Raw genomic sequence first — 22,374 nt, forward strand, 5'->3', positions numbered from 1 at the left:
GAGACCGCGAAGTCCGGGAAGACCGCGACGGTGGCGAAGACCGCCGAGGCCGCCGCCCTGTCGCGATACGCGGGCGCGAAAGCCGGGCGGCGCGGCGGTGCGAGGCCCGGCGGCCTGGTGCGGCTCGCCCTGATGGCCGTCCCCGTGACGTTCTTCGCGGTCTTCTTCGCCTACCCCGTGGCCTCGATCGTCGGTCGCGGCCTCGCACCGGACGGCGCCTGGCGGCCCGGCCGGATCGTGGACGTACTCGGCCGGCCCGACCTCCTCGGCGTCCTGTGGTTCACCACCTGGCAGGCGCTCGCCTCGACCGCGCTCACCCTGCTGCTCGCCCTGCCCGGCGCGTACGTCTTCGCACGCTTCGAGTTCCCCGGCAAGCGGCTGCTGCGCGCGGTCGTCACCGTGCCGTTCGTGCTGCCGACCGTCGTCGCCGGCACGGCCTTCCTGGCGCTGCTCGGGCGCGGCGGACTGCTGGAGCAGCTGTGGGGCGTCCGGCTCGACACCACCGTCTGGGCGATCCTCCTGGCTCACGTGTTCTTCAACTACGCGGTGGTCGTACGGACCGTGGGCGGCCTGTGGGCACAACTCGACCCGCGGCAGGAGGAAGCCGCCCGGATGCTGGGCGCGAGCCGCCTCGCCGTCTGGTGGCGCGTCACCCTGCCCGCCCTCGGCCCGGCCGTGGCGGCCGCGGCCCTGATGGTCTTCCTGTTCACGTTCACGTCCTTCGGCGTGGTCCAGATCCTGGGCGGCCCGTCCTTCGCCACGGTGGAGGTGGAGGTCTACCGGCAGACCGCCCAGCTCCTCGACCTGTCCACGGCGGCGGTGCTCACGCTGGTGCAGTTCGCGGCCGTGGGGACCGTCCTGGCGGTGCACGCGTGGACCGTACGGCGCCGGGAGGGCGCGCTGCGGCTGGTCGACCCGGCGCTCACCGCGCGCCGGCCGCGCGGGGCCGGACAGTGGGCGCTGCTCGGCGGGGTGCTGGGCAGTGTGGCGCTGTTGCTCCTGCTGCCGCTCGGGGTGCTGGTGGAGCGCTCACTGAACGGTCCCGCCGGTTACGGCTTCGCCTCCTACCGGGCGCTCGCGTCGGCGGAGGCGAGCGGCGGCACCTTCCTCGTACCGCCGCTGGAAGCGGTCGCCAACTCGCTGCGGTACGCCTTCGTCGCGACCCTGATCGCCCTGGTGGTGGGCGGGCTGGCGGCGGCGGCGCTGAGCCGGCGAGCCGGCCGGCTCGTCCGGGGTTTCGACGCGCTGCTGATGCTGCCGCTCGGGGTGTCGGCGGTGACCGTCGGCTTCGGCTTCCTGATCGCCCTGGACGAGCCGCCGCTGGACCTGCGGGCCTCCTGGATCCTGGTCCCGCTCGCCCAGGCGCTGGTGGGCGTGCCGTTCGTCGTACGCACCATGCTGCCCGTCCTGCGGGCGGTGGACACCCGGCTGCGGGAAGCCGCCGCGGTCCTCGGCGCGTCGCCGCTGCGTGCCTGGCGCGAGGTCGACCTCCCGCTGGTGCGGCGGGCGCTGCTGGTCGCGGCGGGGTTCGCGTTCGCCGTCTCGCTCGGTGAGTTCGGCGCGACGGTCTTCATCGCGCGCCCGGACCGGCCGACGCTGCCGGTGGCCGTGGCGCGGCTGCTGGGCCGCCCCGGCGAGCTCAACTACGGGCAGGCCATGGCCCTGTCCACCGTGCTGATGGTGGTGTGCGCGGTCGCCCTGCTCGCGCTGGAACGGATCCGTGACCAGCACTCGGGGGAGTTCTGATGGCGGAGGTGTGCTGATGGGTCTGCTGACTCTGTCGGGCGTGACCGTACGGTTCGGCTCCCGCACCGCGCTCGACGCGGTGGATCTGGAGATCGCCGAAGGGGAGATCGTCTGTCTGCTCGGACCGAGCGGCAGCGGCAAGTCGACACTGCTGCGCGTGGTCGCGGGTCTCCAGCCGCCCGACGGCGGACGGGTCGCGCTCGACGGCGCCGACCAGGCACGGGTGCCCGCGCACCGGCGAGGGGTCGGGCTGATGTTCCAGGACCACCAGCTCTTCCCGCAGCGCGACGTGGCCGGCAACGTCGCCTTCGGGCTGCGGATGCGGGGTGTGCCCCGGGCCGAACGCGCGCCGCGCGTGACGGAGTTGCTGGACCTCGTCGGGCTGCCGGGCGCGGGGAGCCGGTCCGTCGCCGCCCTCTCCGGCGGCGAGCAGCAGCGGGTCGCCCTGGCCCGGGCGCTGGCCCCGAGCCCCCGGCTGCTGATGCTGGACGAGCCGCTCGGTCAGCTGGACCGCGGCCTGCGGGAGCGGCTCGTGGTCGAACTGCGCGGCCTGTTCGGGCGGTTGGGTACGACCGTGCTCGCGGTCACCCACGACCAGGGCGAGGCGTTCGCCCTCGCCGACCGGGTCGTGGTCATGCGCGAGGGGCGGGTGGCCCAGACCGGCACGCCGCTCGCGGTGTGGCAGCGCCCGGCCTCGGCGTTCGTGGCCCGGTTCCTCGGCTTCGACAACGTCGTGCCCGGCACCGTCAGCGGATCGGCCGCCGACACGGTCTGGGGCAAGGTCCCGGTGCCGGCCGGCTCGGCGCAGGGCGAGCGTACGGTCCTGATCCGCCCCGCGGGGGTCCGCACGGCCGACCCGGCCGAGGGCCTGCGCTGCACGGTCGAGGCCCGTACGTTCCGGGGCAGCCGGGTCGCCGTCCTGCTGCGCCCCGAGAGCGGTCCGCTCCTGGAAGCCGAGTGCGGCCCGCGGGACGCGCCGCCCGAGGGCGCGACGGTGGGCGCGGTCTTCGCCGAGGAGGACGTGGTCGTGCTCCCGGACGGCCCGGGGGAGTCCTGACGCGTGTTCCCGCGGGCGACCCGATCAGGGTCCCGGCGGGCCGGGGCGCACGAGCCCCAGTTCGTACGCCAGGATCACCGCCTGCGCCCGGTCCCTGAGCGCCATCTTCGCGAACAGCCGGTTGATGTGCGTTTTGACGGTGTGGTCCGAGATGGTCAGCCGATCGGCGATCTCCGCGTTGGACAGGCCCCGCGCTATCAGGACCAGCACCTCGGCCTCCCGGGCGGTCAGCGTGTCCGGGGAGCGCGCGGGCACCGTCGCCGACCGCTGCCGCGCGAACTCGGCGATCAGCCGTTTGGTGACCTCCGGCGCGAGCAGCGCGTCGCCCCGCGCCACCACCCGTACGGCGTGCAGGAGTTCCGGGAACGTCGCGTCCTTGAGGAGGAAGCCGCCCGCTCCCGCCGCGAGAGCGTCGTACACGTACTCGTCGAGGCCGAAGGTCGTCAGCATCAGCACTTTCGTGGCCCCGCCGGACGCGGCGAGGATCTCCCGGGCCGCCTCGATGCCGTTCTTGTGCGGCATGCGGATGTCCAGCAGGGCCAGGTCGGGGCGCTGCTGGGCGGCCACCCGGACCGCCTGGACGCCGTCCGCGGCCTCGCCCACGACCGCGATGTCGTCCTGCGTGGCCAGCAGGTTGACGAAGCCGGTCCGCACGACGGCCTGGTCGTCCGCCACGATCGCCCTGATCACCACGGGAGTTCCGCCTCCACCAGAAAGCCGCCGCCGGGACCCGGACCGGCCGTGAGCCGCCCCCCGAGGAGGGCGGCGCGCTCGCGCATCCCCGCCAGACCGTGCCCGCCGGGCCGACCGGCGGCGGGACCCGGGCCGTCGTCGCCGACCCGGATCGACAGCCGGCCGGCCCCGTAGCCGATCTCCACCAGCGTACGGGCGCCCGGAGCGTGCCGGCGTACGTTGGTCAGCGCCTCCTGCACGATGCGGTACGCCGACAGCTCCCAGCCGGCCGGCAGCGCGGTCCGCTCGCCCGTGATCCGCAGCTCCGCCCGGCCCCCCACCGCGCGGTGCTGCTCCAGCAGTTCGTCCAGGGCGTCGAGCGTGGGCTGCGGGGCGAGTGCCGCCCGCTCGTCCGGCCCGGTGCGCAACACTCCGAGCAGCCGTCGCAGTTCGGCCATCGAGGAGCGGGCCGTGCCCGCGATGTCCTGGAAGGCCGTTCGGGCCTGCGGGGAGAGGCCGGGCGTGGTGTACGCGGCGCTCTCCGCCTGCACCGCGATCATCGACACCGAGTGGGAGACCACGTCGTGCAGTTCGCGGGCGATCGCCGCGCGTTCCGCCTCGGCCGCCCGCCGCCGCTCCATGGCGATCAGCCGCCCCTGGGCCACGTCCCGCTCGCGCCGGGTCTCCTCCCGCGCCCGTACGGCGTCGCCCGCGCTCACGGCGCCCAGGATGACCACCGTCAGCACGAAGGTCTCGGCGTACAGCCCGGGGGAGTACCAGTAGCCCTTCGCCTGTGAGGGGAACAGCCCTTCGGCCGCCCGCTGCCAGGTGCCCATGTGGATCAGGTTGACCGCCAGGGAGGCCAGGAAGCCGCCGCCGATGACCAGAGCCGGGTGCCGGACCCGCCGTCGGCCCAGGGTGTAACAGCCGGTCAGCCCGCTCACCGCCGCCGCGAGGTAGAGGTTCGAGCCGGGGCTGGCGGCGAAGCCGGCCAGCGCCGCGGTCACCGTCAGGATCGCCACGGCGGGCAGCGCGCCGCGCCACATCAGTGACGCCGTCGAGACGAGCACGGCCGTCGCGACGGTCGCGCTGCCCGGCCAGAACGACAGCTCCAGCACGGCGCCGCAGGTCACCAGCGCCCCTGTGATCCAGGGATAGGCGGGGGCCCCGACCGCGCGGCGCAGCCGTCCCCGCCATGCCGGACGCCCGTCCGGGATCTCACTCATGCCCTCGATTCTTCGGCACGCCGACGGCCGAACGCGTCGGAGCACGGGTTGATTCGTGGCTCCTCCTCGTGCCACGGGTCCACGCGCGGGACCGGAGCCACGGCCGACGCCCCGCGACGGCGCTCTCCCTACCGTCGTGACCAGCGGAAAGGGCCGAGCGAGGGGGGATCCGTGACCGGTTGGTGGGGGCAGGGCGCGGCGAAAAGGCGGAGGGGTGGGACACGTCCGCCGGTGGGGCCGGCGCGGACGCGTCCGCCGGTGGGGCGCGCGGTGGCACTCGGCTGGGCGGCGTGCGCGGTCTGCGCGCTCCTCCTCGGCCTCGTGTCGGATCTCGTTCCGCACCGGGTGTGGGGCCTGACCGCGGCGGCCGGTTACACGGCGGCGGCCCTCGTGGCGGCGCGGCGTCCCGGCCCCGGGCGGCGGGCGGTACGGCTGTCCACCGCGGTGGCGGTGGCCGGTGCGGTGGCGCTGCCGTTGCTGCTCCTGCTCGCCACGGGCCGGGCACAGCTGGAGGTCCAGGTCGTGGAGCGCTCGGGCACGCTGCTGGCCACGACCGGCAGTCCGTACCTGCCGGAGCCGGACCGGGTCGCCGAGCACAATCCGTACCTGCCCGGGATGGCGGTCCTCGGCCTGCTCCCGGGCGACGCCCGATGGTCGTTCGCCGCGGTGTTCCTGGCCGCGCTGGCCGCCGCCCGTCCGGCGGGGCCGGGAGCCCGTGGCGCGGGTCCGGGTGCCGGGGCCGCCGGGCCGGATGCCCGTACGCCCTGGCGGGACCGGATCGCGCTGGTCGCCGCGTGTCCGCCGGTGGCGCTGCCGCTGGCCGTCGGCGGGGTCGACCTGCCCGTCGCGGGGCTGATGTGCACGGCGGTGGCGTACGCCGCCCGGGGGCGGGCGGGAGCCGCCGGGCTGGTCCTGGGGGCGGCGGCCACACTGAAGTGGACGGCGTGGCCCGCGCTGCCGGTGGCCGTCGCGCTGCTCGCCGTGCGGTCCGGGCGGCGAGCGGCGCTGCGCTGTGCGGCGGGCGCCCTGGCGGTCGTGGCGGCGGTGGTGGCCCCGGTTGCGCTGACCGACCCGGGCGGCCTCCACCGCGACGCCGTGGCATTCCCCCTGGGGCTGACCGACGTGGCGTCGCCAGCCGCCAGCCCGTTCCCCGGCCGGCTGCTCGCCGACCACGTCCCCGGGGGTACGGTCGTCGCGGCCGCGCTGCTGGCGCTCAGTGCCCTCGCCCTGGCCGCCTCGCTGCTGATACGCCCGCCCGCCACCGGCCCGGAGGCGGCGCGGCGGCTCGCGCTCGGGCTCACCGTGGCCATCGCGCTCATGCCGGCGAGCCGCTTCGGCTATCTCGTCTGCCCCCTGGTGCTGTGGGCGTGCTTCCCCGGGGCCGGGTCACCTGGTCAGCGGGACCGCCGCGAGCGCGGCCACCGCCCAGGTCAGCGGGGCGAACAGGGCGAGCAACGCGACCGTCCGCACCACCGCCGCGGTACGCAGGACCGCGGCGGGCGCGCCCAGCCGGTACAGGGAGTCGATCAGCGCGGCCCGGGTCTGCCGGGACTCCAGCGCCGCCATCAGAGCCGTGGCCGCCGTACAGCCGACGACCAGCGTCGCGCCGAGGGCCGTGAGGGGGCCGAAGGGACGCTCGTCGCCGGGGCCGTACAGCGTCGCGGCGGCGAACACGCCCGACAGCACCGCGCACAGCACGCCCAGCGGGCGGCCGATGCGGTGGGCCTCGGCCATCAGCATGCGGCCCGCGAGCAGCCGGACGGCGCCGGGGCGCACCGTCTGGAGCAGCAGTCCGCACAGGTGGGTGAGGCCCGGGCCGGCGAGTGCCAGACCCACGGCGGTCAGTGACCAGCCCGCCAGTACTCCGGCCGGGCTGCCGTCGAACCGCCCCGGCAACGGCAGCGCCGTGCCGCCGCCCCGGCTCGCGTACGTCTCGATCGCGAAGCCCGCGGCCGTCAGCGCGATGCCCCAGGGCAGTCCGGCGGGGGCCGCCGGAGCGGCCGACGGCGGGGGAGGAGGTGCGGCCGTGCGGGGCCGTTCCGTGTCGGTCTCGTCCACGTCGGCCGATGCCGATGCCGATGTCGATGTCGATGGCGCGGTCGATGCCGCTGACGACGCCCGTCCCGGGGCCGTGCCGGAAGCGGCTGCCCGGGAACGGGCGGCGCCCGCGCCGTCCGGGCTCGCGGCCCGTACCGCGTACCACGTGGTGACGCCGGCCAGCACCGGCACCACCGCCAGCAGCATCAGCGCCGCCCCGAGCGGCAGGGGCCGGCCCGGGGCCAGCAGCTCCGCCCCCTCGCCCGTGAACGGCGGCCCGGCCAGGTCCCCGCGCAGATGCAGGAACGAGAGCAGCGCCACCGCGCTGCCCAGCGCGCAGGTCACGGCCGCCGAGGTGGCCGCCAGCATCGACAGCCGAGCGGGGCCGAGTCCCACCGCCGACAGCCCGGAGCGGGCCCGCGTGCCCGGGTCCGTACGTCCCACGGCGGCCGCGAACTGCGCCGCCGCCACCACCGGGACCAGCGACCACAGCAGTCGCACCGCGGACCCGGCGGGATGGTCCACCGCCCACCCCAGGGTGCACAACAGCAGGAAACCGACACCGGCCGAGGCCGCCGCGACCAGCAGCCGGCGTACCTGGACGAGCGCGTGGCCGCCGCGGCCTAGACGGAGAGCGAGCACGCCGCCCGGCCTTCCGCCTCGGACGGCCGCTCCGAGCCGACGCGGCGCCCGTCCACCAGCCGGACCACGCGGTCGGCGACCGTCGTCACCTCCGCGTCCAGCGTGGCCAGCACCACCGTGATCCCGTGCGAGCGCGCCGCCGTGGTCAGCGTACGCAGCACCTGGGCCCGGTCCGGGCCGTGCAGCGGCGCCGTGGGCTCGTCCGCGAAGAGCACGGCGGGCGCGGCGACCAGGGCACGTGCCACGGCGACCCGCTGGCGCTGCGCCTGGAGCAGGGCGTACGGACGTCTGGCGGCGCAACGGCCGATGTCGAGCCGCTCCAGCCACTCCAGCGCCTTCGTCCTGGCCGCCCGGTGGGACACGCCGGACATCAGCAGGGGCAGTGCCGCGTTCTCCCACGCGGTCAGCTCCGGTACGAGTTCGGGCTCGGGCCCGATCCAGCCGAAGCGGTCGCGGCGCAGCTGTTCGCGCTGGACGGCGTTCATGGTGTGCACCGGCGCGCTGTTGAACCAGACCTCGCCCCGCTGCGGCACCAACTGACCCGACAGGCAGCGCAGCAGGGTCGTCTTGCCGCTGCCGCGCGGGCCGTCGACGGCGAGGATCTCGCCGTCGCGCACGCCGAGCGAGACCTCCTCGAGGGCCGGCGAGCCGCCCAGGAAGCAGTGCAGGGAGCGCGCCCACAGCACGTCGTTGTCGGGTGGGGCCACCATGGCGTACACCTCGGTTCTGATCGACAGGTCTCGGGGCAAGGTCTCGGGGCAAGGTCTCGGGGAAACCTCGGGGTAAGACGTCGGGCACGGTGTCAAGGCACGGCCTGAGGGCACGGTAGGGACGCGGGCCGGGGAGGGCGGACAGCACACGGCCCGGTGGCCGTCCTTCTCACTCGAAAGAGGCACCGGCGCCTCCGCGTGCGTACCGCCCGCGTACCGCGGCGGTGCCGGCCGCCGCGTACGCGGGCCGGATCCGAGCGCCGCGTACGTGGCCCTCCGCCCGAGCGCCACGTACGCGTGCGGGTGCCGGTGACCGACGGTGGTCCCGTCCCCGTCCCGGAGTCATAAGGTGGGGGTTGTCTCACCCACCGGACAACGGGCCACCGCACCGCTGCCGGCAACCGAACCGCTACTTCCGACAGGAGGGGTGGCAGTGACCACCGAGCCGCGTCGTCTGCGCAACTACATCAACGGGGAGTTCCGGGATGCCGCCGAGGGCGGGACCATCGAGGTGATCAACCCGGCCACCGGCGAGGCGTACGCCACCGCCCCGCTCTCCCGGCAGGCCGATGTCGACGCCGCCATGGCGGCCGCCGAGGCCGCCTTCCCGGCGTGGCGCGACACCGTTCCGGCCGAACGCCAGAAGGTGCTGCTCAAGATCGCGGATGCCTTCGAGGAGCGCGCGGAGGAGCTGATCGCGGCCGAGTCCGAGAACACCGGCAAGCCGCTGGAGCTGACCCGCACCGAGGAGATCCCGCCGATGGTGGACCAGATCCGCTTCTTCGCGGGCGCCGCGCGGATGCTGGACGGCCGCTCGGCCGGCGAGTACATGGACGGTCTGACGTCCATGGTGCGCCGGGAGCCGATCGGCGTCTGCGCGCAGGTCACACCGTGGAACTACCCGATGATGATGGCGGTGTGGAAGTTCGCGCCCGCCCTCGCGGCGGGCAACACCGTGGTCCTCAAGCCGTCGGACACCACCCCGGCCTCGACGGTGCTGATGGCCGAGATCATCGGAGCGATCGTTCCCAAGGGCGTCTTCAACGTGATCTGCGGCGACCGGGAGACCGGCCGGGCGATGGTCGAGCACCCGACGCCCGCGATGGCCTCCATCACCGGGTCCGTACGCGCCGGCACCCAGGTCGCCGAATCGGCGGCCAAGGACCTCAAGCGGGTGCATCTGGAGCTCGGCGGCAAGGCGCCCGTCGTCGTCTTCGAGGACGTCGACATCGCCAAGGCCGTCGGCGCCATCGCCGAGGCGGGGTACTTCAACGCGGGCCAGGACTGTACGGCCGCGACCCGGGTCCTCGTCCACGAGTCCGTCCACGACGAGTTCGTGACGGCGCTCACCAAGGTCGCCGAGGGGACCAGGACGGGCACGCCCGAGGACGAGGACGTGCTCTACGGACCGCTGAACAACGCGAACCAATTGGAGCGGGTCTCCGGCTTCATCGAGCGGCTGCCCGCGCACGCCCGGGTCGAGACGGGCGGACACCGGGTCGGTGACAAGGGCTACTTCTTCGCGCCCACCGTCGTCTCCGGGCTCCGGCAGGACGACGAGATCATCCAGAACGAGGTCTTCGGGCCGGTCATCACCGTCCAGTCCTTCACGGACGAGGCGCAGGCACTCGCGTACGCGAACGGCGTGGAGTACGCCCTCGCCTCCTCGGTGTGGACCAAGGACCACGCGCGGGCCATGCGGATGTCGAAGGCGCTGGACTTCGGCTGCGTCTGGATCAACACCCACATCCCGCTGGTCGCGGAGATGCCGCACGGCGGCTTCAAGAAGTCCGGGTACGGCAAGGACCTGTCGGCGTACGGCTTCGACGACTACACGCGCATCAAGCACGTGATGACGTCGCTCGACGGCTGAACCGGCCGCCGGTCCGGGCCGGTGACGGTCCGGGCCGGTGACGGTACCGGTGGTACGAGGCGGGTGGCGGATACGGGTCCGCCGTCCGCCTGTCTCCTTCCCGCCCTCTGCTTCCCGCTCTCCGCCTTCCTCCGCCGCTCTTTTCACCCTTTCCTGTTTCGCCGCCCGGATCCATCACCCGAACGGCCCACGCCGTTTCGTGACCGCGCCTCAGTTCGGGCGTGGTTCGGGCCGTTCTCGCCGGGCGCGTTCCGGCGGGCGGTCCTACAGTCCTGTAACAGGCCCTGCCTACAGGAGGAGCGATGGCGGAAACCAGTGCAACGGGTGCGGGGGCGCACACCACTGCCAGACGCCGTGGATATCCGCACGGCCTCGGCGGTGAACTGCTGGCCGAATTCCTGGGCACATTCGTACTGATCCTGCTGGGCTGCGGATCGGTCGCGGTGGCGGTCGCCGGGCTCCCCGGGTCGGGGCGGCAGGCGGTCGCGTTCGGGCCGGCGAACTGGCTGATCATCTCGTGGGGATGGGGACTCGCCGTGGTCTTCGGGGTGTACGTCGCCGGAGGCGTCACCGGCGGCCACATCAACCCCGCCGTCACCCTCGCGTTCGCCGCGCGCCGGGGATTTCCCTGGAAGAAGGTCGTCCCGTACTGGGCCGCCCAATTCCTGGGTGCTTTCATCGGCGCCGCCGTCGTATTCTCCGCCTACAGCTGGGCCATCGACGACTTCAACAACAAGGCCGGGGTGGCGCGCGACAAATCACTCGCCACCTTTTCGATTTTCGCCACCTTCCCGGCCCAGTACTTCGGGAATTCCTGGTGGGGGCCGCTGCTCGACCAGATCATCGGCACCGCCGTACTCCTGGTGCTGGTCTGCGCGCTCATCGACAAGCGGAACACGGGCCCGGCGGCCAATCTCGCCCCCTATCTGATCGGTCTGGTCGTCGTGGCCATCGGCCTGAGCGTCGGGACGAACGCGGGCTACGCGATCAACCCCGCCCGGGACTTCGGCCCGCGGCTGTGGACGTACGCCGTCGGGTGGGGCGATATCGCGCTGCCGGGCACCTTCCAGTGGTTCAGCGACTACATGTGGATCCCCATCGTCGGCCCGTTCATCGGCGGCCTCGTCGGCGTCGTCGTCTACGACCTGTTCGTGGGGAAGGTGCTCCTGTCCCGGGGCGAGGCGATGGCCCCGGTGGAGGCGCGCAAGGGCGCCGAGCCGGGCCCGGCCGACGAGGAACCGGGCGCCGACCGATAAGGGCTTGCAGATCATCAAGACAACACCTTGATGATCTGCAAGCCCTTGGACACCGGTTGAGCCGGTCCGCCCGGTCACGCCTCTCGGCCGGAGGCCAGCAGCGCGGACAGTACGTCGATCCGGTTCGTCGTGATCGAGTCCACGCCCCGCGCGACCAGCCGTCGCATGACACGCCGGGTGTCCACGGTCCAGGCGGAGACCAGCAGCCCGGCCCGGTGATCACGCGCCACCGACTCCGCGCTGACGAGCCCGAAGCGGTAGTTGAGCCAGCGCGGGCGGACGGCCGCGAGCAGGGCCGGGCGCGGTGGCGCGAGCGTCGTCCAGGTCATGGCGATCTCGGCGGTTCCGTCGGCGGCGCGGACGGCCAGCATCGTGCCGGGGCCCGCGCAGTAGCGCACGCGCTCCGCCGCGCCGCCCTCGCGCACGACGCCGACGACCGTACGCACCGACTCCTCGGTGGCGCCCGGGAGGTCGATCATCAGCGGGTCCCCGTCGGTCGCGCGGAGCGCCTCCCGCAGCGTCGGCACACCGCCGTCGGTCAGCTCCCGTACCTGACGGACAGTCAACTCCGTGAGCCGCCGTTCATGGCCCCACAGTCGCTTCAGCGAGGAGTCGTGCAGCAGGACGGGCACACCGTCCCGGGTGGTCCGGACATCGATCTCGACCACGTCCGCGCCGTGTTCGCGCGCCGACCGGACCGACGCGATCGTGTTCTCCCGGACCCGGTAGGGGTCACCGCGGTGGCCGACGGCCACGACGGTCCGTCGGCCACCGGCCCGTTGACCGGCGGATCCTTGACCGGCTGATCCTTGGCCGTCGGGCAGGCCGCAGGCCGCCGTCACCGCGCGAGCCACTTGTCGGTGTACGCGTCGATCTCCTCGCTGATCGCCCGCTTGCCCGCCTGATCGAGGAAGGACGCCTCGACCGCGTTCTTCGCCAGGGACGCCAGCCCCCGCTCGTCCAGGTCCAGCAGCCGGGCGGCGATCCCGTACTCCTGGTTGAGGTCCGTGCCGAACATCGGCGGGTCGTCACTGTTGATCGTCACCAGTACCCCGGCCGCCACCATCGCCTTGACCGGGTGCGCGTCGAGGGCCGTGACGGCGCGGGTGGCGATGTTGGAGGTGGGGCACACCTCCAGCGGAATCCGGTGCTCCGCCAGGTGTGCCAGCAGCACCGGGTCCTGGACGGCGCTGGTGCCGTGGCCGACGCGCTCCGCGCCCAGCTCGCGCAGCGCGTCCCAGATGGTCTCCGGGCCGGTGGTCTCGCCGGCGTGGGGCACGGACCGCAGCCCCGCGGCGACGGCGCGGTCGAAGTACGGCTTGAACTGGGGCCGGGGAACGCCGATCTCCGGGCCGCCCAGACCGAACGAGACCAGTCCTTCGGGCCGCAGGTCCAGGGCGAGCCGGGTGGTCTCCTCGGCCGCCTCCAGCCCGGCCTCGCCCGGGATGTCGAAGCACCAGCGCAGGACGACCCCCAGCTCCCGCTCGGCGGACCTCCGCGCGTCCTCGATCGCCTCCATGAACCCCTGCTCGGGGATGCCCCGGCTGGTGGAGCTGAACGGGGTCACCGTCAGCTCGGCGTAGCGGATGTTCTGCCGGGCCATGTCCCGGGCGATCTCGAACGTGAGCAGCCGTATGTCCTCGGGCGTGCGGATCAGGTCGACCACGGACAGGTAGACGTCGATGAAGTGCGCGAAGTCGGTGAAGGTGAAGTACTCGGCGATGGCCTCGGGATCGGACGGCACCCGCGAGTCGGGGTGCCGGGCGGCGAGGGCGGCCACCGTACGCGGTGAGGCCGAGCCGACGTGGTGGACGTGCAGCTCTGCCTTGGGCAGCCCCGCGATGAACGCGGTGAGGGACTGCGGATCGGCCATCGGGACCTCCGGATGATGGAAGCGGACACCTAGCCGGTACGGCTCCGGCGGTGCGGGTCGTCCGAGCGGGCCGCGGTGAGCCCGCAGGGGGTGCGAGGCGGCGCGCGGGGCCCGCTACGGCGACGGAACACACCGCCGTCACCGGGCGTCCGCTCGGGCAGAGGTCATCGTAGGCCGGGCCGGATCGGTGTCGGACCGAGGCCGTAGCATGACGGGACGACGATGGGGAGGCCCACTTGCCAGACAACACAGAACAGCCGTCGGGCCGCTACGAGCCCCAGGATCCCTGGGCGCCGCCGGGGAGCGCGGCCCAGCCGGCCAAGCCGGACCCGGGGGCGGCCTCCGGACCGGGAGCGGGGTCCATACCCGGGTCGGGTTCGGGATCCGGTGCGGCCTCCGGACCGGGGTCGGTGCACGACATGCCGACCGTGGTGGAAATACCGGGCGCGGCACCGCAGTCCGGGTCCTCCGTCCCCCCGCCGCCGACCGCCCCCGGCGGACCGGCTTCGCCCGCCCCGGGCCCGTACGGCTACCCGGCCGCGCCGCCCGTGCAGTCGGCGCCCGGAGCCCAGCAGTCCGCGACCCCGTACGGCGCCGGCCCGGGCGGCCCGGCCTACGGCTACCCCGCCACCGGCTACCCCGCCTACGGCAGCCCCGGCTGGCAGGCGAACTCGGGCAACAACGGTATGGGTATCGCCGCGATGGTGCTCGGCATCATCGGCGTGGTCGGGTTCTGCATGTGGGGCCTCGGTGTCGTCCTCGGTGTCCTCGCGCTGATCTTCGGCGTCATCGGCCGCCGCCGCGCCCAGCGGGGCGAGGCGACGAACGGCGGGATGGCGCTGGCGGGCATCGTCCTGGGGTCCATCGCCACACTCATCAGTGCCGCGTTCCTCGCCTTCCTGATCTGGGCGATCGCGACGGGCGAGAGCGACTACGACACCACGGACGAAGACCCCTTCGCCACCTCGCTCGTGGTCGGTCCCGCCCGCTGAACCGGACCGGGGCGGGAGCACCGACCGATGCCCGGTCCGAGCCGGCGCGGAGCGAGGCCCCGGTGCGGGGAGTTCGTGTCGTGTGCGGGTCACTCGGCCGTGGCCCGGGGCCCGTGGTCCCGGCTCGTTCGGCTCCCTCGGCGCAGGCGGGCGGGCGCGGCCCCCGGCCGGGGGCTCCCCGGCTCCGGACCCGGATCTCGTGGGCCACCCGGCGCCGCTTCTCCACCGTCCGTGCTCAGGGCTCAGCCTTCGGAGCGGAGCCGTTCCCGCGCCTCCATCAGTGCGAAGCCCAGCAGGTTGAGGCCGCGCCAGCGCGCCGGGTCCCGCGCCCGCTCGTCGTCCGCCGCAAGGCCGATGCCCCAGACGCGGTCCGTCGGGCTGGCCTCCACGAGTGTCCGGTCGCCCGTCGCCAGCAGGAACGACCGCAGCTCCGGATGGTGGCCGAACTTGTGGACGCTGCCCGCCACGACGATCCCGTACCGCTCGCGCTCCCAGACGCTCTCGTCGAAACCGCGCACCAGCCGCCCCGCCCGCTTCGCGAGGGCGGGGTTGCCCGCCTCGATCGCGGACCGCTCGGCCTCCTCGTCCTTGAAGAGCCGGGCCTTGGCCGCCATCATCCAGTGCTCGGCGGTCGGATAGGTCACCCCGTCGACGGTGAAGGGCGAGGGCCACCACTGGCTGAGGCAGGCCGGGCCCGGCGTCCCGTCCCGGCGGGGCCTGTGGCCCCAGAAGAACAGGTACGTGATCCGCTCGCCGCGCCCGGCCGCCTCGACCAGTGCGGCGGTGGTGCGCACGGCCCCCGCCGTGCCGTCCTCCGCGTCCGGCACGGAGTCCCCCGTGATCTCACTCATGTCCCCCAGTCTGCCAACACCCACTGACACTCGCCCCGCCACCCGTCCCCGGAGCGCCCCCATGTACGACGGACCCCGTCGTGTGACCCAAACGGCCGGATCCCCCCGGACCGCCGCCGCCCTCACCCGGCGTTCGCTGCTGCGCGCCACCGGCGCCGGCGCGCTCTCCATCGGCCCCCTCGGCACGCTGGCCGGCTGCGGCATCCCGCCGGCCCGGCGCGGCGGCGACGGCCCCACCGCCCCCGACCACTCGGCCGACGAGAAGCGGGTCGTCTTCTCCAACTGGACCGAGTACATGGACGTCAGCGAGGACGGCGAACGCCACCCGACCCTCCAGGACTTCACCAGGCGCACGGGCATCAAGGTCTCCTACACCACCGACATCAACGACAACGTCGAGTTCTTCGGCAAGATCCGGCCCCAGCTCGCCGCCGGGCAGGACACCGGACGCGACCTCGTCTGTGTCACCGACTGGCTGGCCGCCCGCATGATCCGGCTCGGCTGGGCCCGGCCGCTGAACCCCGCCAACCTGCCGCACGCCTACGCGAACCTGGCCGCCCAGTTCCGCTCGCCCGACTGGGACCCGGGGCGCGCGCACAGCTACCCGTGGACCGGTACCGCGACCGTCATCGCCTACAACGCCAGGGCCACCGGCGGCCGTACGGTCGACTCCGTCTCCCAACTGCTGGACGATCCCCGGCTCGCCGGCCGGGTGGCCCTGCTCGCCGAGATGCGCGACACGGTCGGCATGACCCTGCTCGACCTCGGCAAGGACCCGGCGGTGTGCACCGACGAGGACGTCGACGCGGCGCTCGCCCGGCTGCGGGGCGCCGTCGACCGCGGTCAGATCCGCCGGTTCACCGGCAACGACTACACGGCCGACCTCGACAGCGGCGACATCGCGGCCTGCCTCGCCTGGGCGGGGGACGTCGTCCAGCTCCGCGCCGACAACCCGGACATCAAGTTCGCCATTCCCGCGAGCGGTTACCTCAGTTCCACCGACAACCTGCTCGTCCCCGCCGGCGCACGGCACCAGACGAACGCCGAGAAGCTCATCGACCACTACTACCGGCCGCCCGTCGCGGCCCGGCTCGCTGCGTACATCAACTACGTCTGCCCGGTCGACGGCGTACGCGCCGAACTCGCCCGTATCGACCCGTCGATGGCCGACGACCCCCTGATCATCCCGGACGCGGCGACGGCCGCCGCCTCGCACGCCTTCCGCTCGCTCGGCGGCGCGGAGGAGACCGCGTACGAGGAGAAGTTCGCCACGCTCATCGGCGCCTAGGAACCGTGAACCCATGACAGAGCCCATATCCCCCCAGGCCGTCCCCGTCCCCGAACCGGGAGCCGCCGGTGATCTCCGCCTCGCCGGGATCAGCAAGACGTACGGCACGGTCCGGGCCGTCCGGCCCCTCGACCTCACCGTGGAGCAAGGATCCTTCTTCGCCCTCCTCGGCGCCTCCGGCTGCGGCAAGACCACCACCCTGCGGATGATCGCCGGACTGGAGGAGCCCACCACCGGCGCGGTCCTCCTCGGCGGCCACGACGTCACGGACCTGCCCGCGCACAAGCGCCCGGTCAACACCGTCTTCCAGAGCTACGCGCTCTTCCCGCACCTCGACGTCCACGAGAACGTCGCCTTCGGCCTGCGCAGGCGCGGCATCAGGTCCGTACGCGCCAAGGTCGGCGAGATGCTCGACCTGGTCCAGCTCGGCGACCACGCCCGGCGCAGGCCGCACCAGCTCTCCGGCGGTCAGCAGCAGCGCGTCGCCCTGGCCCGAGCGCTGATCAACCGGCCGCGCGTGCTGCTGCTGGACGAGCCGCTCGCCGCCCTGGACCTCGCGCTGCGCCGCCGGATGCGACTGGAGCTCAAGCGCGTCCAGACCGAGGTCGGCATCACCTTCGTCCATGTCACGCACGACCAGGAGGAGGCCATGGCCCTGGCCGACACCGTCGCCGTGATGAACGCGGGCCGGGTCGAGCAACTGGGCCCTCCCGCCGAGCTCTACGACCGTCCCGGGACCCCCTTCGTCGCCGGCTTCCTCGGTACCTCCAACCTGGTCGAGGCCACCGTCACCACCACGGGCGGCGACGAGATCACGGTCACCGCCGGCGGGGTGGCACTCCGCGTGCCCGCCGGGCGCTGCCCACGCGACATCGCGCGGGGCGACACCCTCCTGATCGGCGTCCGCCCCGAGAAGATCTCCCTCACGCACGCCGACGACACCGGAACCGGCAGTGGCGGCGTCGGCGGAGCCGCTGACGGCGGAGGTTCGGTGGCCGACGGCCGCAATCGCCTCACCGGCCGGATCGTCGACGCCGCGTTCCTCGGTGTCTCCACGCAGTACGTGATCGACAGCCCCGTCCGGGCCGGACTGGAGGTGTACGTACAGAACGTGGACCACGGCCGAGGGCCGTGGCCCGGCGCCGAGGTGGTCCTGCACTGGGACCCCGCGCACACCTTCGGCCTGCGCGACGAGCCGGCCGCCGCGACCGGGGGAGGGATATGAGCGCGACAAAGGTCTCCGGGAGTGAGGTGAGAGCGCCGGAGATCCCCGGGGGCGACACGAACGCGCCGGAGGTCTCCGCCGACCGCGCTCGGCCGGGAGCACCCACCCGCCGCGGGGCGCTGCCTTACGTGCTGCTCCTGCCCGCCGTCCTGTGGCTGCTCGTCCTCTTCCTCGTGCCGATGGTCTACCAGGCGTCGACGTCCCTCCAGACCGGTTCCCTGGAGGAGGGCTTCGAGGTCACCTGGCACGTACGCACCTACGCGGACGCGTTCGGCGCGTACTGGCCGCAGTTCGCGCGCTCCCTGCTGTACGCGGGCTCCGCCACGCTCCTGTGCCTGGTGCTCGGATACCCGCTCGCCTACCTCATCGCCGTCAAGGCGGGCCGCTGGCGCCACACGCTGCTGGTCCTCGTCGTCGCGCCGTTCTTCACGAGCTTCCTGATCCGTACGCTCGCCTGGAAGGCGATCCTCGCGGACGGCGGTACGGTCGTCGCCCTGCTGGACCGGCTCCACGTCCTCGACGTCACCGGCGCGCTCGGCTGGACCGAGGGGAACCGGCTGCTGGCCACGCCCCTGGCGGTCGTGTGCGGGCTGACGTACAGCTTCCTGCCGTTCATGATCCTGCCGTTGTACGCGTCCCTGGACCGCGTGGACGTCCGGCTCCACGAGGCCGCGCGCGACCTCTACGCGTCCGCGCCGGCCGTCTTCCGCAGGGTCACGCTCCCGCTCTCCCTCCCCGGCATCGTCTCCGGCACCCTCCTCACCTTCATCCCGGCCAGCGGCGACTACATCAACGCCGAACTACTGGGCTCCACCGACACCAGGATGGCCGGCAACGTGATCCAGTCGCAGTTCCTGCGCGTGCTGGACTACCCGACGGCCGCCGCGCTCTCCTTCCTGCTCATGGCGGTCGTCCTGCTGCTGGTCACGGTGTACATCCGCCGGGCCGGAACGGAGGACCTCGTCCGATGAGCGGCACGCCCGCACCGACACCCGCACCCACGTCCGCACTCGCACCCGGACAAACACCAGCGCGGAGGCCCACCGCGACGCCCGCGGCGACGACCGCCCCGCGCGGGGCGCCACGCCGACGCCGCCGACGGGCGGGGCCCCCTCTCGTGACCCTCGCGGGCCTGCTGACGCTGTGCTACCTGGTCCTGCCCAACCTCGTCGTCCTCCTGTTCTCCTTCAACAAGCCGGACGGGCGCTTCAACTACACCTGGCGGCGCTTCTCCGCCGACGCCTGGACCGACCCGTGCTCGGTCGCCGGCCTGTGCGACTCCCTGGCGCTCTCGCTCCGGATCGCCGCCTGGGCGACGCTCGGCGCCACCGTCCTGGGCACCGCCGCCGCCTTCGCGCTCGCACGTCACCGTTTCAGGGGACGGCCGGGCGTCAACGCGCTGGTCTTCCTGCCGATGGCGATGCCCGAGGTCGTCATGGCGGCCTCGCTGCTCACACTCTTCCTCAACCTGGGCGTGCGCCTGGGGTTCTGGACCGTCCTCCTGGCGCACATCACCTTCTGCCTCAGCTTCGTGGTGACGGCCGTCAAGGCACGGATCCTGTCCATGGACCCGAGGCTGGAGGAAGCCGCACGCGATCTTTACGCCGGGCCGGTCCGGACGTTCCTGCGCGTCACCCTGCCGATCGCCGCACCCGGGATCGCGGCGGGCGCGCTGCTGGCCTTCGCGCTCTCCTTCGACGACTTCGTCATCACGAACTTCACCGCGGGCTCGGCCGTGACCTTCCCCATGTACGTCTGGGGCTCGGTGCAGCGCGGCACCCCGGTGCAGGTCAATGTGATCGGTTCGGCGATGTTCGCCGTGGCCGTGGCGGCGGTGGCCGCCGGGCAGTTGGTGGGCCGCCACCGCCGGGCGAGAGCGGACCGCCGCGCGGGCACGCCAAAGTCATGGCACGAAGTCGCGTCATGAGCCGCCGCCCCCGCGCTCTCCCTCGTGGACGCACATGTCAGCGACGCGGAACAGTGACACGGAAGGGAGGCCAGGCGGATGACTGGCGCGGGGGCGGGCCCGGGGACGAGGAGCGCGGTGGACTGGCTGGTGTCGGCGGCCCCGGATCCCGAGGCGTGCCGGTCGGAGTGGGAGCGCGGCCCGGCGGGGGTGACGCTCCTGCCGGCCGGACGCCGCTGGGACGTCCTGATCCTGCCGGGCGCGCTCGGCCGTCCGGCTCTGGACGTGCTCACCCGGCTCGTCGACCGGCCCGGCCCGGTGCTCGCCGGCTTCGGGGACACCCGCCTGGGATTCTTCGTACCGCCGGGAACGGTCGCGCGCTGGGTCGGTACGGGGGTACGGGGCGCGGGCCGGGGCGCCTGGATCGCCGTCCCGTACCCGGGCCGCACGAGTGGCGGGACGCGCTGGCTGATCCCGCCGGACGGCTCGGGCACGCTCACCGATCTGCCGGTCCTGGAGCGGGCGATGCATGAGGCGGCGGCCGGCCTGGTGGCTCAGGGCCCGGGCCGAGGTCCGGGCCGGGGGCCGGGTCCGGCTCCGATGCCGGGTCGGAGGCCGGGCTCGGGTTCTGGCCCCGATCCGGACCGGGGGAGCGGCGCGGGGTACGACGGCTGAGCGAGGCGCGGGGTCGGCCGGGGCGGACGTACGAGCCCGCCACGGCCGCGAGGACCAGCAGCATCCCGCACAGGGCCACGCTCGCGAGCACGTCGACCGGCCAGTGGTAGCCGCGCAGCAGCAGACCGGTGCCCGTCGCCAGCGTGAGGAGGACGGCGACGGGCACCGTCCGGCGCCACCCGGCGTACGGAGCGAGCAGCAGCGCCGCGCCGCCGTACGCGATCATCGCCGTGGCCGTGTGGCCCGAGGGGTAGTAGCCCGTCGCGTCGGTCAGCGGTCCCGGCCGGTCCGTCCAGACCTTCAGCGGGACCACGACGAGCGGCACCGCGACCGCCGCCAGCGCGACCGCCAGGGCCGGACCGCGCCGCCCCCGCCACAGCGCGTACGCCACCGCGAGGACGAGGACGGGCAGCGCGACGAGCGGGCCCCCGAGGTCGGCGCAGAACTGCGCCAGCGGCTGCGGCCCCCGGCCGGCGAGCCGGAGCTCCACCCGCTCGTCCGGGAGCAGCAGCGGACCGCGCACGGCGACCTGCCAGGTGAGCACCGCGAAGAGGACCGCGCACACCGCGAACGTACCGGACGCGCGGGCGGGACGGGTGCGGGAAGGAGAGCGGGAGAAAGAAGGCGGCCGCCCGGGAACAGGGGGGACAGTTCCGGGGCGGCCGTCAGGACCGGTGTGCCGCGCGCCCCGGGGGGTGTGGGGCGGGCGGCCATCCGATCGGTGAGGAGTTCTGGAGCCCGAAGCCCCAGTGGTGTGCGCGAAGGCACGACCGAAGCGGAGCTGGGGATGCTCCACGCCGGTGTCGCCCGCAGTCCCCTGCGAGCGGGGTGTTTCTCTCATCTGCGGAAACCGTACGCGAGGCGAGAGGGCCCCGACAGCCGCGAACGCCACCCGCCATCGCCCTCGCACACCTTCTTCACACGCCCTGACAGGTGTGGAGCGGGCGGTGTGCCACCGCAGGGCGTTGTGTCATGGCGAGGCGGTGTGGCGTGGTGAGGCGGGGACCGCTCAGAGGTCGGCCAGCGCGTTCTCCAGGATGTCCAGGCCCTCCTCCAGCAGGTCCTCACCGATCACCAGGGGCGGCAGGAAGCGCAGCACGTTGCCGTACGTGCCGCAGGTGAGCACCAGCAGGCCCGCCGCGTGGCACGCGGCGGCGAGCGCGGCCGTCGCCTCGGGCGCGGGCTCCTTGGTCCGCCGGTCCTTCACCAGTTCGATGGCGATCATGGCGCCGCGGCCACGGACGTCGCCGATGAGGTCGTACTTCTCCCGCAGCGCCGACAGCCGCCCCTTCATGACCGTCTCGATGCGCCGGGCCTTCGCGGGGAGGTCCAGTTCCTTCATCGTCTCGATGGCGCCGAGCGCGGCGGCGCAGGCCACCGGGTTGCCGCCGTAGGTGCCGCCCAGTCCGCCCGGGTGCGCCGCGTCCATGATCTCGGCGCGGCCGGTGACGGCGGCCAGCGGCAGGCCGCCCGCGATGCCCTTCGCGGTGGTGATCAGGTCGGGGACGACCCCCTCGTCCTCGCACGCGAACCACCGGCCGGTGCGGCAGAACCCGGACTGGATCTCGTCGGCCACGAAGACGATCCCGTTGTCCCTGGCGAACGCCGCGAGCGCCGGCAGGAAGCCCTTCGCGGGCTCGATGAAGCCGCCCTCGCCGAGCAGCGGCTCGATGACGATCGCGGCGACGTTCTCGGCGCCGATCTGCTTGCTGATCTGGTCGATGGCCTGGGCGGACGCCTCGGGACCACAGTTCTCGGGCCCGGTCGGCCAGCGGTAGCCGTAGGCGACCGGCACCCGGTAGATCTCCGGGGCGAACGGCCCGAAGCCGTTCTTGTACGGCATGTTCTTCGCGGTCAGCGCCATGGTGAGGTTCGTACGGCCGTGGTAGCCGTGGTCGAAGACGACGACGGCCTGGCGTCCGGTGTACGACCGGGCGATCTTCACGGCGTTCTCGACGGCCTCGGCACCGGAGTTGAACAGCGCGCTCTTCTTCGCGTGGTCGCCCGGCGTCAGCTCCGCGAGCCGCTCGCACACCTCCACGTACCCCTCGTAGGGCGTGACCATGAAACAGGTGTGGGTGAAGTCGGCGAGCTGGGCGGCCGCCCGGCGCACGACGGCCTCGGCGCTCGCGCCGACCGAGGTCACGGCGATGCCGGAGCCGAAGTCGATCAGCCGGTTGCCGTCCACGTCCTCGACGATGCCGCCGCCCGCGCGGGCGGCGAAGACGGGCATCACGGACCCCACGCCGCGGGCGACCGCGGCGGTCCTGCGCGCCTGCAACTCCTGGGACGTGGGGCCGGGGAGGGCGGTGACGACACGGCGCTCCTGCGGGACTGCGTTCATG

The 22,374-nt window shown here is 73.7% G+C and carries 17 protein-coding genes and 3 pseudogenes; 11 read left to right on the forward strand and 9 right to left on the reverse strand.

The genetic code is table 11. From position 1 onward, the window contains the following. Positions 1 to 132 precede the first annotated feature (132 nt). Both IG02_RS0127415 and IG02_RS0127420 read left to right on the forward strand, forming a co-directional pair. The gene (locus tag IG02_RS0127415) at positions 133 to 1,746 is read left to right on the forward strand and encodes an ABC transporter permease (protein ID WP_030753674.1); all 1,614 of its coding nucleotides are present in this window, start codon (positions 133 to 135) and stop codon (positions 1,744 to 1,746) included. Between the two features lie 16 nt (positions 1,747 to 1,762). Next, a complete protein-coding gene (locus IG02_RS0127420) occupies positions 1,763 to 2,803 on the forward strand; it encodes an ABC transporter ATP-binding protein (protein WP_030753677.1) in 1,041 nt (346 codons plus the stop codon). A gap of 24 nt (positions 2,804 to 2,827) precedes the next feature. Here the strand turns inward: IG02_RS0127420 and IG02_RS0127425 are convergent, their stop codons facing one another. Both IG02_RS0127425 and IG02_RS0127430 read right to left on the reverse strand, forming a co-directional pair. Next, positions 2,828 to 3,496 carry a response regulator gene (locus IG02_RS0127425; RefSeq protein ID WP_030753680.1) on the reverse strand — a complete coding sequence of 223 codons (669 nt, stop codon included), beginning with the start codon at positions 3,494 to 3,496 and terminating at the stop codon, positions 2,828 to 2,830. Then, entirely contained in the window at positions 3,490 to 4,701 is a 1,212-nt protein-coding gene (locus tag IG02_RS0127430; protein ID WP_030753684.1) for a sensor histidine kinase, read from the reverse strand. Before IG02_RS0127430 ends, IG02_RS0127425 begins: the two co-directional genes overlap by 7 nt. 615 nt (positions 4,702 to 5,316) lie before the next feature. On the opposite strand from IG02_RS0127430, the pseudogene IG02_RS43700 reads away from it, so the two are divergent. Then, positions 5,317 to 5,955: pseudogene (locus tag IG02_RS43700) on the forward strand (glycosyltransferase 87 family protein); the annotation flags it as partial. A gap of 132 nt (positions 5,956 to 6,087) precedes the next feature. On the opposite strand, the gene IG02_RS42280 reads toward IG02_RS43700, so the two are convergent. Together IG02_RS42280 and IG02_RS0127445 are read right to left on the reverse strand one after the other, a co-directional pair. Beyond that, a complete protein-coding gene (locus IG02_RS42280; RefSeq protein WP_030753689.1) occupies positions 6,088 to 7,380 on the reverse strand; it encodes a hypothetical protein in 1,293 nt (430 codons plus the stop codon). Next, positions 7,362 to 8,006, reverse strand: a pseudogene (locus IG02_RS0127445) (ABC transporter ATP-binding protein); the annotation flags it as partial. The pseudogene IG02_RS0127445 and the gene IG02_RS42280, both read right to left, overlap by 19 nt. A gap of 517 nt (positions 8,007 to 8,523) precedes the next feature. Between IG02_RS0127445 and IG02_RS0127450 the strand changes: the two are divergent. Beyond that, complete coding sequence (locus IG02_RS0127450) at positions 8,524 to 9,963, forward strand: gamma-aminobutyraldehyde dehydrogenase (RefSeq protein WP_030753694.1); 1,440 nt, start codon at positions 8,524 to 8,526, stop codon at positions 9,961 to 9,963. Positions 9,964 to 10,346: 383 nt separating this feature from the next. After that, positions 10,347 to 11,219 carry an MIP/aquaporin family protein gene (locus tag IG02_RS0127455; protein ID WP_030753696.1) on the forward strand — a complete coding sequence of 291 codons (873 nt, stop codon included), beginning with the start codon at positions 10,347 to 10,349 and terminating at the stop codon, positions 11,217 to 11,219. 74 nt (positions 11,220 to 11,293) lie between these two features. Here the strand turns inward: IG02_RS0127455 and IG02_RS0127460 are convergent, their stop codons facing one another. Next, entirely contained in the window at positions 11,294 to 11,974 is a 681-nt protein-coding gene (locus tag IG02_RS0127460) for a glycerophosphodiester phosphodiesterase (protein WP_030753698.1), read from the reverse strand. A gap of 83 nt (positions 11,975 to 12,057) precedes the next feature. Further along, a complete protein-coding gene (locus tag IG02_RS0127465; RefSeq protein WP_030753701.1) occupies positions 12,058 to 13,092 on the reverse strand; it encodes an adenosine deaminase in 1,035 nt (344 codons plus the stop codon). 236 nt (positions 13,093 to 13,328) lie between these two features. On the opposite strand from IG02_RS0127465, the gene IG02_RS0127470 reads away from it, so the two are divergent. Beyond that, positions 13,329 to 14,084 carry a DUF4190 domain-containing protein gene (locus IG02_RS0127470; RefSeq protein WP_030753704.1) on the forward strand — a complete coding sequence of 252 codons (756 nt, stop codon included), beginning with the start codon at positions 13,329 to 13,331 and terminating at the stop codon, positions 14,082 to 14,084. Between the two features lie 242 nt (positions 14,085 to 14,326). On the opposite strand, the gene IG02_RS0127475 is transcribed toward IG02_RS0127470, so the two are convergent. Beyond that, the gene (locus IG02_RS0127475) at positions 14,327 to 14,935 is read right to left on the reverse strand and encodes an NADAR family protein (RefSeq protein ID WP_078854875.1); all 609 of its coding nucleotides are present in this window, start codon (positions 14,933 to 14,935) and stop codon (positions 14,327 to 14,329) included. A 61-nt stretch (positions 14,936 to 14,996) separates the two neighbouring features. Here IG02_RS0127475 and IG02_RS0127480 point away from each other — a divergent pair, with 61 nt between their 5' ends. The 5 genes from IG02_RS0127480 to IG02_RS43120 all read left to right on the forward strand — a co-directional run bounded on the left by IG02_RS0127480 (position 14,997) and on the right by IG02_RS43120 (position 20,029). Then, positions 14,997 to 16,223 carry a polyamine ABC transporter substrate-binding protein gene (locus IG02_RS0127480; RefSeq protein WP_030753709.1) on the forward strand — a complete coding sequence of 409 codons (1,227 nt, stop codon included), beginning with the start codon at positions 14,997 to 14,999 and terminating at the stop codon, positions 16,221 to 16,223. Positions 16,224 to 16,236: 13 nt separating this feature from the next. Beyond that, positions 16,237 to 17,448, forward strand: a complete 1,212-nt coding sequence (locus IG02_RS0127485) for an ABC transporter ATP-binding protein (protein WP_030753712.1) — start codon at positions 16,237 to 16,239, stop codon at positions 17,446 to 17,448. Continuing rightward, positions 17,445 to 18,419 (forward strand): ABC transporter permease, encoded by a 975-nt coding sequence (locus IG02_RS0127490; protein WP_051765797.1) that lies wholly within the window; start codon positions 17,445 to 17,447, stop codon positions 18,417 to 18,419. The genes IG02_RS0127485 and IG02_RS0127490 overlap by 4 nt, the downstream gene beginning before the upstream one ends. Continuing rightward, positions 18,416 to 19,375 (forward strand): ABC transporter permease, encoded by a 960-nt coding sequence (locus tag IG02_RS0127495; RefSeq protein ID WP_078854876.1) that lies wholly within the window; start codon positions 18,416 to 18,418, stop codon positions 19,373 to 19,375. The genes IG02_RS0127490 and IG02_RS0127495 overlap by 4 nt, the downstream gene beginning before the upstream one ends. 78 nt (positions 19,376 to 19,453) lie before the next feature. Beyond that, positions 19,454 to 20,029 carry a hypothetical protein gene (locus IG02_RS43120; RefSeq protein ID WP_234314929.1) on the forward strand — a complete coding sequence of 192 codons (576 nt, stop codon included), beginning with the start codon at positions 19,454 to 19,456 and terminating at the stop codon, positions 20,027 to 20,029. Between the two features lie 55 nt (positions 20,030 to 20,084). Here IG02_RS43120 and IG02_RS0127505 read toward each other — a convergent pair. Beyond that, positions 20,085 to 20,870, reverse strand: a pseudogene (locus tag IG02_RS0127505) (phosphatase PAP2 family protein); the annotation flags it as partial. A gap of 168 nt (positions 20,871 to 21,038) precedes the next feature. Then, positions 21,039 to 22,373 (reverse strand): 4-aminobutyrate--2-oxoglutarate transaminase, encoded by a 1,335-nt coding sequence (gene gabT / locus IG02_RS0127510; protein WP_030753732.1) that lies wholly within the window; start codon positions 22,371 to 22,373, stop codon positions 21,039 to 21,041. Position 22,374: the final 1 nt, after the last annotated feature.

This window comes from Streptomyces sp. NRRL F-5135 (assembly GCF_000719775.1).
Lineage (GTDB): Bacteria > Actinomycetota > Actinomycetes > Streptomycetales > Streptomycetaceae > Streptomyces > Streptomyces hebeiensis.

What these genes read in the sequence shown, in the direction of transcription:
- IG02_RS0127415 (WP_030753674.1), top strand. Translation starts at nt 133, where the DNA reads ATGGCCGTCCCCGTGACGTTCTTCGCGGTCTTCTTCGCCTACCCCGTG.
- IG02_RS0127420 (WP_030753677.1), top strand. Translation starts at nt 1,763, where the DNA reads ATGGGTCTGCTGACTCTGTCGGGCGTGACCGTACGGTTCGGCTCCCGC.
- IG02_RS0127430 (WP_030753684.1), bottom strand. Translation starts at nt 4,701, where the DNA reads ATGAGTGAGATCCCGGACGGGCGTCCGGCATGGCGGGGACGGCTGCGC.
- IG02_RS0127465 (WP_030753701.1), bottom strand. Translation starts at nt 13,092, where the DNA reads ATGGCCGATCCGCAGTCCCTCACCGCGTTCATCGCGGGGCTGCCCAAG.
- IG02_RS0127475 (WP_078854875.1), bottom strand. Translation starts at nt 14,935, where the DNA reads ATGAGTGAGATCACGGGGGACTCCGTGCCGGACGCGGAGGACGGCACG.
- IG02_RS0127480 (WP_030753709.1), top strand. Translation starts at nt 14,997, where the DNA reads ATGTACGACGGACCCCGTCGTGTGACCCAAACGGCCGGATCCCCCCGG.
- IG02_RS0127485 (WP_030753712.1), top strand. Translation starts at nt 16,237, where the DNA reads ATGACAGAGCCCATATCCCCCCAGGCCGTCCCCGTCCCCGAACCGGGA.
- IG02_RS0127490 (WP_051765797.1), top strand. Translation starts at nt 17,445, where the DNA reads ATGAGCGCGACAAAGGTCTCCGGGAGTGAGGTGAGAGCGCCGGAGATC.
- IG02_RS0127495 (WP_078854876.1), top strand. Translation starts at nt 18,416, where the DNA reads ATGAGCGGCACGCCCGCACCGACACCCGCACCCACGTCCGCACTCGCA.
- IG02_RS43120 (WP_234314929.1), top strand. Translation starts at nt 19,454, where the DNA reads ATGACTGGCGCGGGGGCGGGCCCGGGGACGAGGAGCGCGGTGGACTGG.
- gabT (WP_030753732.1), bottom strand. Translation starts at nt 22,373, where the DNA reads ATGAACGCAGTCCCGCAGGAGCGCCGTGTCGTCACCGCCCTCCCCGGC.